General features: G+C 63.7%; 15 protein-coding genes. 5 read left to right on the forward strand and 10 right to left on the reverse strand.

Going from position 1 to position 14,604, the window contains the following annotated elements:
• Window positions 1–44 precede the first annotated feature (44 nt).
• From RDV55_RS06195 to RDV55_RS06210, 4 genes are all read right to left on the reverse strand, one after another.
• A complete protein-coding gene (locus RDV55_RS06195) occupies window positions 45–737 on the reverse strand; it encodes a hypothetical protein (RefSeq protein ID WP_111823477.1) in 693 nt (230 codons plus the stop codon).
• Window positions 734–1,342 carry a DUF2510 domain-containing protein gene (locus RDV55_RS06200; protein WP_111823478.1) on the reverse strand — a complete coding sequence of 203 codons (609 nt, stop codon included), beginning with the start codon at window positions 1,340–1,342 and terminating at the stop codon, window positions 734–736. Before RDV55_RS06200 ends, RDV55_RS06195 begins: the two co-directional genes overlap by 4 nt.
• A gap of 85 nt (window positions 1,343–1,427) precedes the next feature.
• Window positions 1,428–2,144, reverse strand: a complete 717-nt coding sequence (locus tag RDV55_RS06205; protein ID WP_111823479.1) for a hypothetical protein — start codon at window positions 2,142–2,144, stop codon at window positions 1,428–1,430.
• On the reverse strand, window positions 2,141–2,710 hold the full coding sequence (locus tag RDV55_RS06210; RefSeq protein ID WP_111823480.1) for a DUF2510 domain-containing protein: 570 nt from the start codon (window positions 2,708–2,710) through the stop codon (window positions 2,141–2,143). Before RDV55_RS06210 ends, RDV55_RS06205 begins: the two co-directional genes overlap by 4 nt.
• Window positions 2,711–2,820: 110 nt before the next feature.
• Between RDV55_RS06210 and RDV55_RS06215 the strand changes: the two genes are divergently transcribed.
• From RDV55_RS06215 to RDV55_RS06225, 3 genes are all read left to right on the forward strand, one after another.
• Window positions 2,821–4,395 (forward strand): aspartate:alanine exchanger family transporter, encoded by a 1,575-nt coding sequence (locus RDV55_RS06215; protein WP_111823481.1) that lies wholly within the window; start codon window positions 2,821–2,823, stop codon window positions 4,393–4,395.
• A gap of 18 nt (window positions 4,396–4,413) precedes the next feature.
• Complete coding sequence (locus RDV55_RS06220) at window positions 4,414–4,935, forward strand: NUDIX hydrolase (protein ID WP_111823482.1); 522 nt, start codon at window positions 4,414–4,416, stop codon at window positions 4,933–4,935.
• A gap of 159 nt (window positions 4,936–5,094) precedes the next feature.
• Window positions 5,095–5,526 carry an Ohr family peroxiredoxin gene (locus RDV55_RS06225; RefSeq protein ID WP_111823483.1) on the forward strand — a complete coding sequence of 144 codons (432 nt, stop codon included), beginning with the start codon at window positions 5,095–5,097 and terminating at the stop codon, window positions 5,524–5,526.
• An 85-nt stretch (window positions 5,527–5,611) separates the two neighbouring features.
• Here the strand turns inward: RDV55_RS06225 and RDV55_RS06230 are convergent, their stop codons facing one another.
• The gene (locus RDV55_RS06230) at window positions 5,612–6,916 is read right to left on the reverse strand and encodes a M18 family aminopeptidase (RefSeq protein WP_111823484.1); all 1,305 of its coding nucleotides are present in this window, start codon (window positions 6,914–6,916) and stop codon (window positions 5,612–5,614) included.
• 46 nt (window positions 6,917–6,962) lie between these two features.
• Here RDV55_RS06230 and RDV55_RS06235 point away from each other — a divergent pair, with 46 nt between their 5' ends.
• Entirely contained in the window at window positions 6,963–7,802 is an 840-nt protein-coding gene (locus tag RDV55_RS06235) for an aldo/keto reductase (protein ID WP_111823485.1), read from the forward strand.
• Window positions 7,803–8,984: 1,182 nt separating this feature from the next.
• Here RDV55_RS06235 and RDV55_RS06240 read toward each other — a convergent pair.
• A complete protein-coding gene (locus RDV55_RS06240; RefSeq protein ID WP_111823486.1) occupies window positions 8,985–9,440 on the reverse strand; it encodes a GNAT family N-acetyltransferase in 456 nt (151 codons plus the stop codon).
• Between the two features lie 134 nt (window positions 9,441–9,574).
• Between RDV55_RS06240 and RDV55_RS06245 the strand changes: the two genes are divergently transcribed.
• A complete protein-coding gene (locus RDV55_RS06245; RefSeq protein WP_245907667.1) occupies window positions 9,575–10,558 on the forward strand; it encodes a zinc-binding dehydrogenase in 984 nt (327 codons plus the stop codon).
• A 325-nt stretch (window positions 10,559–10,883) separates the two neighbouring features.
• Here RDV55_RS06245 and RDV55_RS06250 read toward each other — a convergent pair whose 3' ends face one another.
• The 4 genes from RDV55_RS06250 to RDV55_RS06265 form a co-directional block, all read right to left on the reverse strand.
• Window positions 10,884–11,477, reverse strand: coding sequence for a TMEM175 family protein (locus RDV55_RS06250; RefSeq protein ID WP_111823487.1), 594 nt, complete (start codon window positions 11,475–11,477; stop codon window positions 10,884–10,886).
• Between the two features lie 259 nt (window positions 11,478–11,736).
• A complete protein-coding gene (locus RDV55_RS06255; RefSeq protein WP_111823488.1) occupies window positions 11,737–12,156 on the reverse strand; it encodes a MerR family transcriptional regulator in 420 nt (139 codons plus the stop codon).
• A gap of 7 nt (window positions 12,157–12,163) precedes the next feature.
• Complete coding sequence (locus RDV55_RS06260) at window positions 12,164–13,027, reverse strand: aldo/keto reductase (protein ID WP_111823489.1); 864 nt, start codon at window positions 13,025–13,027, stop codon at window positions 12,164–12,166.
• A 400-nt stretch (window positions 13,028–13,427) separates the two neighbouring features.
• Complete coding sequence (locus RDV55_RS06265) at window positions 13,428–14,591, reverse strand: class I SAM-dependent methyltransferase (protein ID WP_111823490.1); 1,164 nt, start codon at window positions 14,589–14,591, stop codon at window positions 13,428–13,430.
• Window positions 14,592–14,604 lie beyond the last annotated feature (13 nt).

Genomic DNA, 14,604 nt, shown 5'->3' on the forward strand with positions numbered 1-14,604 from the left:
GCACCGATTGATGGCACCGTTCAGTGATCGGACCCACGTGCCTGTCACAGGCTGGTCGGCCACCAGGAGATCATGGTGAAACCGCACTCTGTCTTGTCGGACATCGCCGGATCGTAGGGAACGGAGATCGAGAAGGTCGCGGGTGTTCCCGGCGTGAGCGTCACCGTTGTCGTCTCCTGGTAGGGGGAGGATGGGCTCAACGTCGTCCCCTTGTCGAGTGTGTAGCCGGAGATCGTGAGCTCAAGTGGGCCGAGCGAGGAGATCTGGCTTGCGGAGTTCAGTGTGATGGTGCCGTTGATTGTGGTGGTGATCTGGTCGGTCGTGCACTCCGGGATGCCTGGGCTGAAGGCCGCCTCGGCGCCGGTACGCTGCGCGTTCGCGAGGTTCTCCTTGGGTGCGCACTCCTCGTGAATGGCGTCCTTGACGGCCTGCGTCGCGGAGTCGTAGCTCTTGATCGCGTCGCGGATCGAGGCGGCAGTATCGCGGGTGATGGAATCGCACCATTCCTTGGCGTCCTTGTGGACGTTGGCGGCGTCGAGGCGGGTCTTCGCGTCGGCGATCTGCTGATCGACCGCAACCTTCTCCGACTGGGCCTGCGCGGCCTGTTCTTCGTAGCGGGAGGCCGAATGTGAACGCCACGCGTTAATGCCGCCGACGACGGCCGACAGGATGATGAAGATGACCGCGAGGGCTGTGCCTGCGACGGTCGCGGCACGCAAGGGTACGGGGGCGCTCACTTCTGGGCCTCCTCGATCTGTCGGTTGATGTCCGCGAGTGTGGACTGTGCAGTGTCGAGCTCCTGCTGCGCTGTTTCCGCGCGGCTCTTCGCGTCATCGTGGATGCGACCGCCGACACCCAGGTGAGACCAGGCGATCACGAGGGCCGTGATGAAGACCGCGACGAGCACCCACGAGGCAATGCAGCCGAGCGTCCATTTCAGGGTGCCGGAGCGTTCTGGACTCTCGTGAGGACTCTCGGATTCGCCGGGCATTGGGATGGGGGTTGCGTCCCCCTCGTTCATTGACGAGGCCCTGGTACCTTCCCATGCCGGCGTCTCTGCGGGGGAGAGGTCAGGCGCGGTGGCCTCCCAGTTTGCGTGCTCGTTCGGGGAGGGGACTGGCGGGATCGCTGCGTCAGCCCGGTATTCCGCCTGCGTGGCGGGCTGCTCCTGCTGAGCGTGCTGCTGGTCCTCGCCGTAGGCATGAATTGCCGCGGCCGTATCGGCCTGTGCGGGCGTGACCTCGTAGGGTTCGACGTATTCCGTCCAGGCATGACCGTCCCACCAGCGCAACTGTGCGGCACCGGTGGGGTCGGCGTACCAGCCTTCCGCAGGTTCGCTCATTGTGGTTCTCTCTCCCGTGTCATGTCACAACCGAGGGTCTGGTCAGGAAGTCTAGTCGGCCAAGGTATGGTGGGCAACTATCGACTCAGAGCCCGCTGGGCCACAGGCTTACGGCGCGGATAATGCACGATCCCGAGTTGAAGGATGGGATCGGCACGACGGAGGTTGTCGTGCCCGTGCCTCCCGCGGGAACGGTGACCGTCTGCTTGTCGGAGGGGGTATAACCCTTCGAGGACGAACCGGGAACAAGGTAGAGCTCGACGCCGACGTCGTACGCCGATGCGCCCGCCAGGTTTGCTCCGACGATGGACACGGACCCCGTGATCGTCACCGTGGAGGCACCACCCGTGCAATGGACGTCATTATGGAGCATATCCTGCGACATGTCCTTCGAGTACGCCTCGATGAAGCTCTGCTTCTGGGGGCAGATCTGCCCAATGGCCTCGCGGCGAGTCGCCGTCAGGGAATTGTATTTTCGCGCAGCCTCGTCGAGGGAATCAAAGTCAGACTTCTCGCTCGTCAGACCGTTGCACCAGTCCTGAGCTTCCTTCTTAGTGGTTGCCTCGTTGACCTTGGTGCGAGTCGTCGCTGTCTCAGTCTCGGTGTCCTTAGCCTTTTGGCGCATGGATGCGGCATCACTCTGTGCCTCGGCCGCGGACTGGGAGTTTGAGCGAGCGCCGAGACCTAGTCCCACGGAGATAAGGAGGAAAAGGACGGCGACGGCAGCGCCGATCAGAGTGATGATCTTGGAACCGTTGTTTGAGGCAGAGGCCTGCTGTGTGGATGTGGGTACGTAGCTCACCGCGATGCTTCCTCCAGGTCCTTCTTGGCCTGCTCGAGTTCGGATGTGGCCTGGTCGAGCTGCGACTGTGCCGCGCGTCGCTCGTCTTCGGCGGCGGCACGCTCTCTCCTGGCGTTCGCGAACGACGCACCAGCAATAACTGTGGTGACGCCAAAGACGAGGACCGCGACCCAGGCCACGACCATCCCGATGCGCCAGCGGGAGTTGCGGGCAGACGGCTGGGCGTTCCCGCGGTTCTGAGAATCCATCTTCGGCTGGTCGAAGGAGATCTTCGAGCCGTAGGGGCTGGAGGAAACGGTCGGCGCCTGCTTGTTAGACGGCAGGCGGGGCCCGCTAGGAGCGGCGTTCTGCTGCATAGCGGACGCCTGCGCGAGGGCTCCTCCCGGATTGGGTGTGCCCGCTGGCATCGTTTGCGTCGGGGCCTGCTGCCCCATGCCCTGCTGGGGGAAACCCTGCTGCTGCGCGGGCATGGGCTGGTACTGTTCCGTCCACGAGCCGCCATTCCACCAGCGCAGGCGAAGAGTTCCTGCGGGGTCGGGATACCATCCAGGTGCAGGTTGAGACATGACCGTCCTTTCAGTTTCTAGCAACAGTGTAACCAATCCGTGAGCCTCATAAAACGTGCGATGTGACAGTCGCGCAGACCATAGGACGCGCGACAGGTACTCTGAAAGCTATGGCCTCTCTCTTCGCGTCCTCACCCCTGCTCGCACTGTTTGTCGTCGTTGCGTTGGGGGCCGCGATCGGTGCCATCCGTATCGGCCCGCTGCGATTCGGTGCGGCAGGTGCCCTCTTCGTCGGCCTCGTTGTCTCGGCCCTCCATCCCGAGGTCGTCAGCACCCACATGGCGATCGTCCAGCCGATGGGCCTGGCTTTCTTCGTCTATTGCGTCGGCATTTCGGCGGGCGCGACCTTCTTCCAGGATCTGCGCAAGCAGACGAACCTCCTCGCGCTTACCACGATCGTGTGCGTCGTGGGTGCGGTGATCGCCTTCGTCGGCGGACGGATCCTCGGCCTGCCTGAAGGTTTGACGTCGGGCCTCTTCACGGGCGCGCTCACGGCCGCTCCCGCCCTCGATACAGCGACCCGCCTGACGGGCGACCCGAACGCGGCGGTCGGCTACGCCTTCGGCTATCCGGTGGGCGTCATCGGCGGCATCCTCATCGTGACGATCACGGTGACGAGGAAGTGGCTGGGCCCCAAGGACACGCCCTCCCTGGCGGGCCAGTCCCTCGAAGCCGTGAGCGTTCACGTGTCTCGGCGGATCAATACTCGACAGATCACCGCGTGGCGCGAGCAACGCCTGCGTCTGTCCTACCTGCGCCGCGACGGACGCACCCGCGTCATCGCCCCGGGCGAGGACCTTCTGCCCGGTGACCATGTTGTCATGGTCGGTGATCCCGCCTCTATCACTGAGACCGCCCCCCTCGTCGGGGAGATTCTCGATCACAAGCTCGAAGACGACCGCTCCGACCTGGCCTTCGAACGCATCGTCGTGTCCAATCCCGACGTGGCCGGCCGTAGCGTCTCGGAGCTCAACGTCACCAAGCGCTTCGGTGCCGTCATTACGCGAGTGCGTCGAGGCGACCTCGACCTGTTGGCCCGCGACGACCTCGACCTGCAGCTCGGCGACCACGTCGCGGTTGTCGTCCCCACCGATGAGCTGGACGACATCGCGGAGTGGCTGGGCGACTCCGAGCGCCGCGTCGCCGAGGTGGACGGTATGGCCTTCGGCATCGGCCTCGTCCTCGGCCTCCTCCTCGGCATCGTGTCCTTCCCGTTGCCCGGCGGTCAGGGCTTCCAGCTCGGTGCTGCCGCCGGCCCGCTGATCGTCGGCATGGTCCTCGGTGCCCTGCGTCGCACGGGTCCGCTTGTGTGGACCCTGCCGGCGGCCGCGAACCTGACGATCCGACAGATCGGTCTCATGCTCTTCCTCGCTGCCCTCGGCCTGAACGCTGGCCCACAGTTTGCGAGCCTGCTTGGCAGCCCCGAAGGCTGGCGCGCGGCTCTCTTGGCCGCCGTCATGGTCGTCGTGTGCTGCATCATCCAGGCCCTCGGCGCCAAGTTCATCGGCCTGTCCTCGGCCCGCGCCGCCGGCGGCATCGCAGGTTTCCTCGGCCAGCCCGCCGTCTTGCAGGCCGCCGACGCCCGTGTAATCGACGAGCGCATCGAGGCCGCCTACGCGACACTCTTCGCCTTCGCGATCATCATCAAGATTCTGCTCCTGCCGGTCATCACGTCCTTCCTGTGAGCGCCGTAGACTAGGGCCATGGCTACCCCCGACTTTGTCCTCGAACTGCGCCGTCACGTCGGTAATGCGCCACTATGGATGCCGGGCACGACCGTCGTCATCCTGCGACCCGCGCCGGGTTGTGCGCCCATCGACTGGGCGGAGCCTATCGCCCCCGAGACAGTTGACATGCTCTGCGTGCGCCGCAGCGACAACGGGGCTTGGACGCCCGTGACCGGCATCGTCGACCCCGGCGAAGAACCCGCCGTCACGGCCGCCCGAGAGGCGGCGGAGGAGGCCGCCGTCGACATTGAGGTTCGCCGCCTCCTGTCCGTCGAGGTCGTCGGCCCCGTCACCTACGATAACGGTGACGTCACCACCTACCTGGACGTCGCCTTCGTGGGCGAGTGGGTCAGCGGTGAACCCCGTCCCGCCGATGGCGAGAACAGTGAGACAGCGTTCTTCCGGGCCGACCAGCTCCCGCCCATGAACGACCGCTTCCTTCGCGCCGTCGCCAAGGCCCTGAGTGCCGAGGCAGCCGCCGACTTCCTCACCGCCTGAGGTGCCGGTCCCTGCGAGGGAACATCGGTCCCGGCGCAGCGCGGGCAGCTCGACGTAGGACCGGACTGTGCCGCCCCTGCCTCTTTCTCCCTACGCGAAAATTCTTCTTCTCCTGTCAGCCCCCTTGCGGGACCGAGGTCCCAGTGCTGGAATGGGGTTATGGATACACCTAGCAACATCGTTTACACCGTCACCGCCGACTCCACGGGTGGTCGCGCCGGAACCTCCTCCGTCCCCGCGCTCGACATCAGCCACGTGATGCGCATGCCCAAGGAACTGGGTGGCCCCGGCGACGGCCCCAACCCCGAAGCCCTCTTCGCTATGGGCTACGGCGCCTGCTTCCAGGGTGCCATGGGGCTGGCCGCCAAGGAAATGGGCATCGACACCAAGGACTCCGTCGTGCGCACGACGATCGGGCTGGGACCCGAAGGCGCGTCCTTCGCCCTGACCGCCGACATCCAGGTCTTCATCCCCGGCGTCGAACTCGAGCGCGCGCAGGCCCTCGTCGAGCGCGCCCACGAGCTGTGCCCCTACTCCAAGGCTACCCGCGGCAACGTGCCCGTCACCGTCACCGCCGTGCCAGCCCTGTAAGGACACTTTTCGCGCACAAGGATCCCCGGCCTCGTTGTTATGAACGAGGCCGGGGATCCCGCATGCAGGTGCGTCCAATCGGGCGTCAGGCACCCCGCCAGTACGCAGCGAGCGCCTGTGACAGCGCGAGCAGGTCGTCCACGTGGCTCATCTCGCGCGCCGAATGCATCGACAGTAGACCGATGCCCACGTCCACCGTCAGGATGCCCAGTCGGGTCGCCGTGATCGGGCCGATCGTCGTCCCGCACGGCATCGCGTTGTTGCCCACGAAGCTCTGCGAGGCCACGCCCGCAGCCACACACGCGCGATTCCACAGGGCGATGCCCTCGCCGTCCGTCGCGTAACGCTGCTTCGAGTTGATCTTGATGATCGGTCCGCGACCCATCATCGGACGGTTATCCGGATCGTGGTGGCCCGCGTAGTTCGGGTGCACCGAATGCGCCGCGTCCGCGCTCACGCATGACGAGGCCGCCAGCATGCGCTCGAAACCGTCCTCGTCGCGGCCGAGAGCCTTCGCGGTGCGGCGCAGCACCGTCTCCAGGATCGGGCCGGCCGCGCCCGTGCGAGATTCCGAACCCACCTCCTCGTGATCGAAGCACATGAACACCGTGACATCGCCGCCCGCAGGCGTTCCTTCCGCCGCCAGGCGCTCCAAGGCAACCAGACCGGGGTGGACGCTCGAGAGGTTGTCCTGGCGCGACGCCGCGATGAACTGGCCCTTGTCACCGAAGAAACCCGGCCCCTGGCTGGGAGTCAGGATCAGGTCGAAGGCCGCGACCTGCGACGCGTTGTCCAGGCCCGCCGTGCGCGCCACATACTCCAGCACGTTGCCGAACGGGTTATCCACCGTCCACACCGGATGCAGATGCTTCTGCGGATCCAGCTTCAGGCCGCTCGGATTCACGTCTCGATCCAGGTGGATCGCCAGCTGCGGGATGCGTGCGATTGGACCCGTGCGCGCCAGGACGACCTCGCCGCTGTTCAGGACTAGGCGACCCGCCAGGGTCAGCTCGCGGTCCAGCCACGAGTTCCACATCATGCCGCCGTACACCTCGACGTCGATCTGTCCCCAGCCGTCCGGCGTCGTCGACTGCACCGACGGCTTCACCGAGAACGCCGGCGAATCCGTGTGCGCCCCGACGATGCGGAAACCCGCGTCGTCAGCGACCGTCTCGGGAACGAACCATGCGGCCACCGCGCCGCCGCGCACCATCACGTGACCGCCCGGGGACGCGTCCCACGCGCCCTTCTCGTCGACGCGCGTAAAGCCGGCGTCCACCAGGCGCTGCGCCACGACCTCGGCCGCGTGATAGGGGGAAGGAGAATCAAGGAGGAAATGCTGATAGTCCACCGCGTGTGCGTGGACCTCGTCCAGTTTAAGCTGTGCCATACCCCAATGGTAGAACGCTGCGCGAGAGGTGGCCTACGCTTGAGGCATGAGCGAGATCCCCGCATACACCCTGTCCGACGGCCTGGAGGTTCCCTCGATCGCGCTGGGCACCTACAACCTGCGCGGTGCCTCGGGCGTCTCCTCGATGATCTCCGGCATTGACGCCGGATACCGGATGCTCGACAGCGCTTTCAATTACGAAAATGAGGGCGCGCTTGGGGCGGCGGTACGCCGATGCGGTGTGCCCCGCGAGGACCTGCGCCTCGTCTCCAAGCTCCCAGGCCGCCACCACCGCTACGACGAGGCCGTGTACACCCTCGAAGAATCGCTCCTGCGCGCGGGCCTGGACTACTGGGACATGTACCTGATCCACTGGCCCAACCCCAAGCGCGGCCTGTACGTCGAAGCCTTCCAAGCGCTGCTGGACGCGCGCGACCGTGGCCTCGTCCGATCTGTCGGCGTGTGCAACTTCCTGCCCGAACACCTGCAGCTCGTGCGCGACGAGACCGGGGAGTATCCGAGCGTCAATCAGATCGAGTTGCACCCCTATTTCCCTCAGGCCCCTGCGCTTTCCTATCACGCGCGGGTCGGCGTGCGCACCGAGTCGTGGAGCCCGCTGGGGCGCAAGTGGCGCATCGTCGAAGATCCTGCCATCGCCGCCCTGGCCGGCGAAGCGGGCGTGTCCCCGTCGCGCCTCATCTTGCGCTGGCACTACCAGCTCGGAACCCTGCCCCTGCCCAAGTCCGGATCGCCTGAGCGCCAGCGCGAGAACCTCGACATCTTCTCGTTCTCGCTGTCTGAGGAGCAGATGGCTGCGATCAGCGCACTTGGCCGCCCCGACGGTCGCCAGGCCGACCAGGATCCCGCGTACTACGAGGAGTTCTGAATGGTTGGGGCCGCTTGTGGCCCCGCCTGATCGGCTGCGTTGCTTCGCCCCACCAGGTCGGCTGCGTTGCTTCGCCCCACCAGGTCGGCTGTGTTGCTTCGCCCCACCAGGTCGGCTGCGTTGCTTCGCCCCGCCTGATTTCTGGCTGCCGCGTGTCCTGCCCGCCCGCTCGCCGTCCGCGCCGCGAGCTTCGCTCGGCGCGTCGTCTCGAAGCCCGGCCAGGCCCTGCAGGCCACGCGGCAACCTCCAATCGGGCGGGTCCTAGTGGTACGGCCAGACCGCCTGCTCGCGGTCCGCGCCGCGAGCTTTGCTCGGCGCGTTGTCTCGAAGCCCGGCCAGGCCCTGCAGGCCACGCGGCAACCTCCAATCGGGTGGGTCCTAGTGGTACGGCCTGCCCGCCTGCTCGCGGTCCGTGCCGTGAGCTTCGCTCGGCGCGTTGTCTCGAAGCCCGGTCAGGCCCTGCAGGCCACGCGGCAACCTCCAATCGGGTGGGTCCTAGTGGTACGGCCTGCCCGCCTGCTCGCGGTCCGTGCCGCGAGCTTAGCTCGGCGCGTTGTCTCGAAGCCCGGCCAGGCCCTCCGGACCCTCTGGGCCCTCCACACCGGCGGCGCTGGGTTGCTGATGTGTGCGCGTTGGGTTGTTGCAAGGACCGGGAGGCCACGACAACCTCGTATCGCTCATTACGCCCGCGGAACCCGCGGCGTACGCGGATAGGTTATTGCGTGACGGATAGGTTATCTGGATGCGGATAGCTTATTAACCTATCCGCGTGGCGATAACCTATCCGCATCGTCACAACCTATCCGCGAAGGCGTGGGTTTGGCCCGTGCAGTGGACGTGAGCGCCTCGTGATGAGGTCGTCCCTGAGGGGGTATGCGCTCAGCGGTGGGGATAGGCGCCGAGCCGGGGCCATTCGCTGGGTGGAAGGGCTGAGCCCCGCTTGGGGAGGCAGTGCACTGCCTCGTTACTGGTGCAATGCTGTGTCGCGCTTCCGTCACCCCGAAAGAGTCGCCCGCCCGCGCATCGTGCGTGGGCAGGCGGCAGTGCAAGGTGTGCAAACCATGTGCGCACACCAGCAGCCCATGCAGCGCAAGGAAAGCAAGTAGCGCGCGCTGGGCAAGCTACGCACGCTAAGTGCGCAACGCGCCCGTCACATGCGATTCAGGCAGCGAAAGCCTGAGCTCACTTCTTCTCGAGCGTCACGCGATACACGTTGGTTTCGCGCAGCTGGAAGCCGGCGCGCTGGTAGAGGCGATTCGCGGCCTCGCGCGATGGGCGCGACGTCAGATCGACGGTGCGGGCACCAACTCGTTGTGCGTGCTCGATCGCAGCGACCACGAGGGCCTGGCCGGCGCCCTGACCGCGTGCGGCCTCGTCGACGACGACATCCTCAATCCAGGCGCGCACGCCCGTGGGGATCTCGAAGGTGGCCAGCGACAGCATCCCGAGGATTGGGTGGTTCCCATCGGCGTCGGCCGTCTCGGAACGGAACGCGAAGAGGTGCACGCCGGACTGGGAGAGGAATCGCTGCAGATCGGCCTCGCTCAGCGGCGCGGCGGAGCGGGACAGCTGGGGGAGCAGGTGGCCCATCGCCTCGTGGAGTTCGGGCGTGGCGGCGGTGATCAGTTCGACGGTCATGTTTCTCCTAACGTTGGGTCCAATTGTAGCGGCCGGGCACCGCCATGTTGTGCGGCATGCGCGTCGCGTGGACGCCTGCTTGCATGCGCGCTTCGGGGGCGCGACACTTAGGTTCTATGGAAACTTGCAGTGCAATGATGGACGCGATTCGCCTCGACGGCTCCTGCGAGATCGAAGAGATGACGGTCTCCCAGCTGCCCGTTCCTCGCCCTCGGCCCGGATGGCTGCGCGTGCGCGTCGAAGCATTTGGAATCAATGAGTCCGAGTCCCATTCTCGCCGGGGCCTCTCCGACCCGGATTTCACGTACCCGCGGGTCCTCGGAATCGAGGGCGTCGGCATCGTCGACGAGGTCGCCCCCGGCAGTGCCTTCCAGCCCGGCCAGCAGGTCGCCTTCATGATGGGCGGTCTTGGCCGCGAGTATGACGGCTCCTACGCCCGCTATTGCCTGATCCCCGAACGAATCGCAATCCCCTTCTCCTCAGACCTGGACTGGGCGTTGATCGGTGCGATCCCGGAGATGACGCAGACCGCCTATGGGTCCCTTGTTCATGCGATGCGCGCTCGCAGCGGCGACACGATCCTCGTGCGCGGTGGCACGTCGACGGTCGGCCTCATGGCGGTGCGCCTGGGTGTTCGCATGGGGATGACGGTCATCGCGACGTCGCGCCGTGAATCTGCCCGATCTGTCTTGCTAGAGGCCGGTGCCACCCACGTGGTGATCGACGACGGGCGGATTGAGGAGAAGGTGCGCGCTCTCGCTCCGGGTGGTGTGGATGCGGCGCTGGAGCTCGTGGGTATCCCGGTGCTCGGCGATACTCTGCGCTGCGTGCGCCCCGGCGGCATGGTGTCGTTCACGGGGTCGCTGACCGAGGTGTGGTCGATGAAGGACTTCTCGCCCTTCGCGGTGATTCCCTCGACCGTTGGCCTAACCGTGTACCACGGACACGCGTGGGATCTGCCGGCGAGTGTCCTGCAGGAGGTGCTTGACGCGGTGAAGGCCGGGGAGATGAGCGTGCCGATCGCGGGGGTTTTCCACGGCCTGGAGCAGGTGCCCGACGCGCACCGAGCGATGGAGTCCCACGCGGTGCCCGGTAAGAACGTGGTGGTGTTGGGCTGAGGCCTTGCGAGGGTGGTGCCCGACCTACGCGCGCTCGAGGAGGAGGGCGACCTCGGCGTCCCTTGAGACAATGGCATTGATGTCATCGGTTCAGCCGAAAATATCGTGGGTTAAAACTGTATGACCGAAAAAGTCATGCTTTTCTGCTTTCGATACCACAAAACCGGAATTTGCATGAGAGTCGACACGCCGATGAGACGCTTCGGCTCTCTTTGCTATATCACCACTTCAATTCGCTATCCCCGCCCATTAGTCTGGTCAAGAGGTAAAGACGCACAGGTATCCGGGTATTCCGTTCACCTGCAGGAATAAATCCAGATGTGGATCATACAGCATCGATCTCACTTCGTTTCTTGTTCTTTCGATTCACAATATGTGGTAGGAAGGTCACCTCACACCCTGCCAGAATAACTGCAAACATGTTAATCGGCGGATAAACAAAGATCGCCAGAACAATGCCAATTGCCTTAATGCTCAGGTCAGCCGCAACGATTTTCCGGTTACTATAGTCCAACGCGCTCGTCGAGCCATTAGCCCTTGCGACCGCTCGCGCAAGCGCCATGTTGGATAGTGAAACACAAATCACCACCGCGCTGTAAAACATCTGTGCAAAAAGGCTTGTGAAGTGGTCGCTCACAAAGTCTGTCACATACGGGAAGAAAGAGGCAAAAAACAGCATGATGATGCTCCACCAGATCACCTTGTTATCTATCTTCTCGATCCTGTGCCAATGGTTATGCATATTCACCCACATAGCGCCAAGCCAGAAGAAAGAAATCGCATAGGAGAAGAAATGCGACCTGAGTGCCCAAAACGATGCCCAGTCAGCTGTCTCCGGTTTCTCAAGTTCCAGCACCAATATTGTCATGATGATCGCCAATATCGCATCCGTAAATGCGGTGAGTCTTTCTTTGCTCATTTTTCAGGAGCCCCTTTCTTCTTCGCATAGACAAGTCGTAGCGCAGCTTATCGAGCATGTCAACAAAGACCTCATTGATGATGCCCTCTTTCTTGTTTATCGGCCTACTAATATACGGTGCGGAGGTGCCAACCATCTGCGCCATCTGTGCCTGTGTGACACCTTCTTCCAGACATCTTACTTTTGTAAGGACCTCGACCTCTACTCGCAACCCCCGCTCAACATCCGGTCACCGCACTCAACTCGGAAGAGCCGCTAATCAGGCAGTCTCAGATGACACTGGGGCCAACAGACTCGATTGGTATTCAATCTCGCCGGAACGCACTCCGGCATAGAACTCCATCTTCGAATCAATAAACCCCAGCATCTCCGTAAGTAGTGCGATTTTGTCCTCAACAACCTGACGTTGCGCAATCAGCATGACTTCGCGCTCCGGGATGCTCTCTGCTCCCTGGAGACAAAGTTCCATGTAATGGCGCATTTGCTCGATACCCATGCCGCATTCGCGCAGGCAGTGCAGGCCCTTGAGCCAGGCGATGTCGTGGTCGTCAAAGACACGGTAGTTGTTCTCATCTCGCCTTACTCGGGGGACTAGATTGATTTTGCAGTAGTAGCGCACGGTTTCAAGCGCGATACCACTGGCCTCAGCTGCCTCCTTTGTTGAATACAACCTGCTCATGAGTGGCTTAGCTGTTGTTACGTCGCTGAGCAATCAGATCGGTGAAGAAATCCACCGTGCCGATTGTCTCGTGATCAAAGAACAATGACGCCCCGGCGTCCAAACCTGCGATAGCGGCCATATCCGCCTCAGTCAGAGTGAAATCATCAATCGCGAAGTTCTGCTGCATCCGCTCCGTGTGTACTGACTTGGCCAGTGCCACAATCCCACGCTGATACAGCCAGCGCAACACCACTTGCGCCACTGACTTACCGTACTGCTGGCCAATACCAGCCAACACTGGATTGTCGAACAAGCCTGAGCGGCCTTCACCAAAGGGCGCCCACGCTTCAACGGTAACTCCGAGCTTTTGCAGCTCAGCAACACGCTCCACCTGCTGATGGAAGGGGTTAATCTCAATCTGGTTAACCACTGGATAGACGGCGTTGAACGAACCCAGATCGTGCAGGCGAGCTGGAGTGAAGTTCGAGACCCCGATGGAGCGAATCAGCCCATCCGCCTGGGCTTGCTCCAGGGCTCGCCAGGATCCGTAAACATCATTGAACGGCTGATGCAACAGCATCAAATCCACATATTCAAGCCCCAGCTTCTCCAGAGAAGCCTTCACACTGGCATAGGTGGCATCCTCACCATAGTTGTCCAACCAGACCTTCGTGGTGACGAACAGTTCACTGCGGTCGATCCCGCTGCGACGGATACCCGCACCTACGGCCTCCTCGTTGAAGTAAGACTGTGCGGTATCGATATGGCGGTAGCCGACTTCAATAGCCTGAGCCACCGCGTCAGCAGTCTGCTCGGCTGGAATCTGGAAAACTCCGAAACCCTGAGCGGGGATGGAACGACCGTCAGACATGGTCAACGCGTCAAGCATGACACTCTCCTTCTTCAGTCAATGAATGGAACATAATCATCTAACAACTTGGGAGCAACTCCCAAGCAAGTCCAGCGAGAGTCTGCTCCGCCACGTGTCCGGTTTCGCTCTGCCCCAAGGACGCATGGGTGAGCGGAACACTCAAGGGGTTAACACTTCTTGACTCGTCGGCAGTGCAGTGAGCACCTCTCGGGGTCCTACAGTGGCAGCACCAGGGTGCCACCCCAGGCCGCTCAGAAAGGCACATGCACCAAGAGCAAAAAGTATTTCTCTTGTTACACACCCTCAAAAATCAGTGGTGGCAACTATTGTCAGAGGGCATAAAGAAGGGACTCCGGCAATGCTGCCGTTCCTGGCAATATTATTGGAATCCCTTGTTTTCAAGGCGTTTCATGCACTTTTAATCCTTGATCCTTGACATCAATACTGCTGTCTCGACATGGGTCGTGTGCGGGAACATGTCGAAGATTCGGCCCTCGACGGGACGTAGCGAGGGCATGGCCGCCAGGTCCGTGGCCAGCGAGGCGGGGTTGCACGAGGAGTAGATGACGCGGGGCGCGGCGCACTCGTTCAGATAGGTTGCGAGCTCGGTGCCGATGCCTCGGCGCGGCGGGTTCACGACGATCACGTCGGGTATGTCCTTGGGCGGCTGGGCGCGCGCCCACGCGGTCGCGTCCTCGGCGATGAAGGTGGCGGCACCTCGCGACAGGCCTGCGTGCCGGGCGGCGCTGATCGCCGAGGAAATCGCCCCGGAGGATACCTCGACGCCGGTCACGCGCGGGAATCCGGCGCGCGCGGCGGCGAGGGCGAAGCCGCCGACGCCGCAGTACAGGTCCCACAGGCTCTCGGGCATGCGTCCGTCGCAGAAGGGGCGCGACGCCCACGCCGAGGCCTGCTCGTACAGGGTCGCGGCGACGTGAGCGTTCGTCTGCGCAAAGGAGCGAGGCCCCAGCTCGAGGCCTTCGACGGCAAGGGGCAGCGTGCGTGCGCGCGTCAGGATGATCTCGTCGGGCCCCTCGACGATGGCCTCGTGAGTGGGGTGGATGTTCGCGGTGACGACGTGAGCGGCAGGCACGAGGTCGCGCAGGAGTGGCAGTGCCGAGCGGATGTCGGAGACTCGCTCGCGTGTGCGCAGCACGAAGCGGATCATGAGGCGCTCCTCCGCGCCCACGGTGACGAGGATGTTCTTGAGTTCTCCGCGCTTGGTGGGCACGTCGTAGGGGGTGAGGTCCAGTGCGCGGATGAAGCGCTTGAGGCCGGGCGTTGCGCGATTGATCGCGGGGTGCTGGATGGGGCAGCCGGGTAGGTCGACGCCGCGCCGGTCGGGCCCCAGGATGCCCAGGGTTGGGCGGCGGCGACTGCCTCCGACGACGAGCTTTGCGCTCGTACGAAATCCCTTCTCCGGGGACGAGGCCGGGGCCAGCCAGGTGATCTCGTCGGCTCCCGGGATGGGGGAGACAGTGGCGGCGACGGCCTCGACCTTGCCGGCGAGCTGCCGCTCGTAGGGCTGGGGGAGGAGAGAGCAGGACCGGCAGTTTCCGGCGTCAAAATGGTCGCAGCGCATTGCTCCAGTGTAA

Source organism: Schaalia odontolytica, from assembly GCF_031191545.1.
Lineage (GTDB): Bacteria > Actinomycetota > Actinomycetes > Actinomycetales > Actinomycetaceae > Pauljensenia > Pauljensenia odontolytica.

Bases quoted from the DNA above. Each gene is read 5' to 3' on its own strand.
- RDV55_RS06200 (WP_111823478.1), bottom strand. From the start codon at position 1,342: ATGAGCGAACCTGCGGAAGGCTGGTACGCCGACCCCACCGGTGCCGCA.
- RDV55_RS06210 (WP_111823480.1), bottom strand. From the start codon at position 2,710: ATGTCTCAACCTGCACCTGGATGGTATCCCGACCCCGCAGGAACTCTT.
- RDV55_RS06215 (WP_111823481.1), top strand. From the start codon at position 2,821: ATGGCCTCTCTCTTCGCGTCCTCACCCCTGCTCGCACTGTTTGTCGTC.
- RDV55_RS06220 (WP_111823482.1), top strand. From the start codon at position 4,414: ATGGCTACCCCCGACTTTGTCCTCGAACTGCGCCGTCACGTCGGTAAT.
- RDV55_RS06225 (WP_111823483.1), top strand. From the start codon at position 5,095: ATGGATACACCTAGCAACATCGTTTACACCGTCACCGCCGACTCCACG.
- RDV55_RS06230 (WP_111823484.1), bottom strand. From the start codon at position 6,916: ATGGCACAGCTTAAACTGGACGAGGTCCACGCACACGCGGTGGACTAT.
- RDV55_RS06235 (WP_111823485.1), top strand. From the start codon at position 6,963: ATGAGCGAGATCCCCGCATACACCCTGTCCGACGGCCTGGAGGTTCCC.
- RDV55_RS06240 (WP_111823486.1), bottom strand. From the start codon at position 9,440: ATGACCGTCGAACTGATCACCGCCGCCACGCCCGAACTCCACGAGGCG.
- RDV55_RS06245 (WP_245907667.1), top strand. From the start codon at position 9,575: ATGATGGACGCGATTCGCCTCGACGGCTCCTGCGAGATCGAAGAGATG.
- RDV55_RS06250 (WP_111823487.1), bottom strand. From the start codon at position 11,477: ATGAGCAAAGAAAGACTCACCGCATTTACGGATGCGATATTGGCGATC.
- RDV55_RS06255 (WP_111823488.1), bottom strand. From the start codon at position 12,156: ATGAGCAGGTTGTATTCAACAAAGGAGGCAGCTGAGGCCAGTGGTATC.
- RDV55_RS06260 (WP_111823489.1), bottom strand. From the start codon at position 13,027: ATGCTTGACGCGTTGACCATGTCTGACGGTCGTTCCATCCCCGCTCAG.
- RDV55_RS06265 (WP_111823490.1), bottom strand. From the start codon at position 14,591: ATGCGCTGCGACCATTTTGACGCCGGAAACTGCCGGTCCTGCTCTCTC.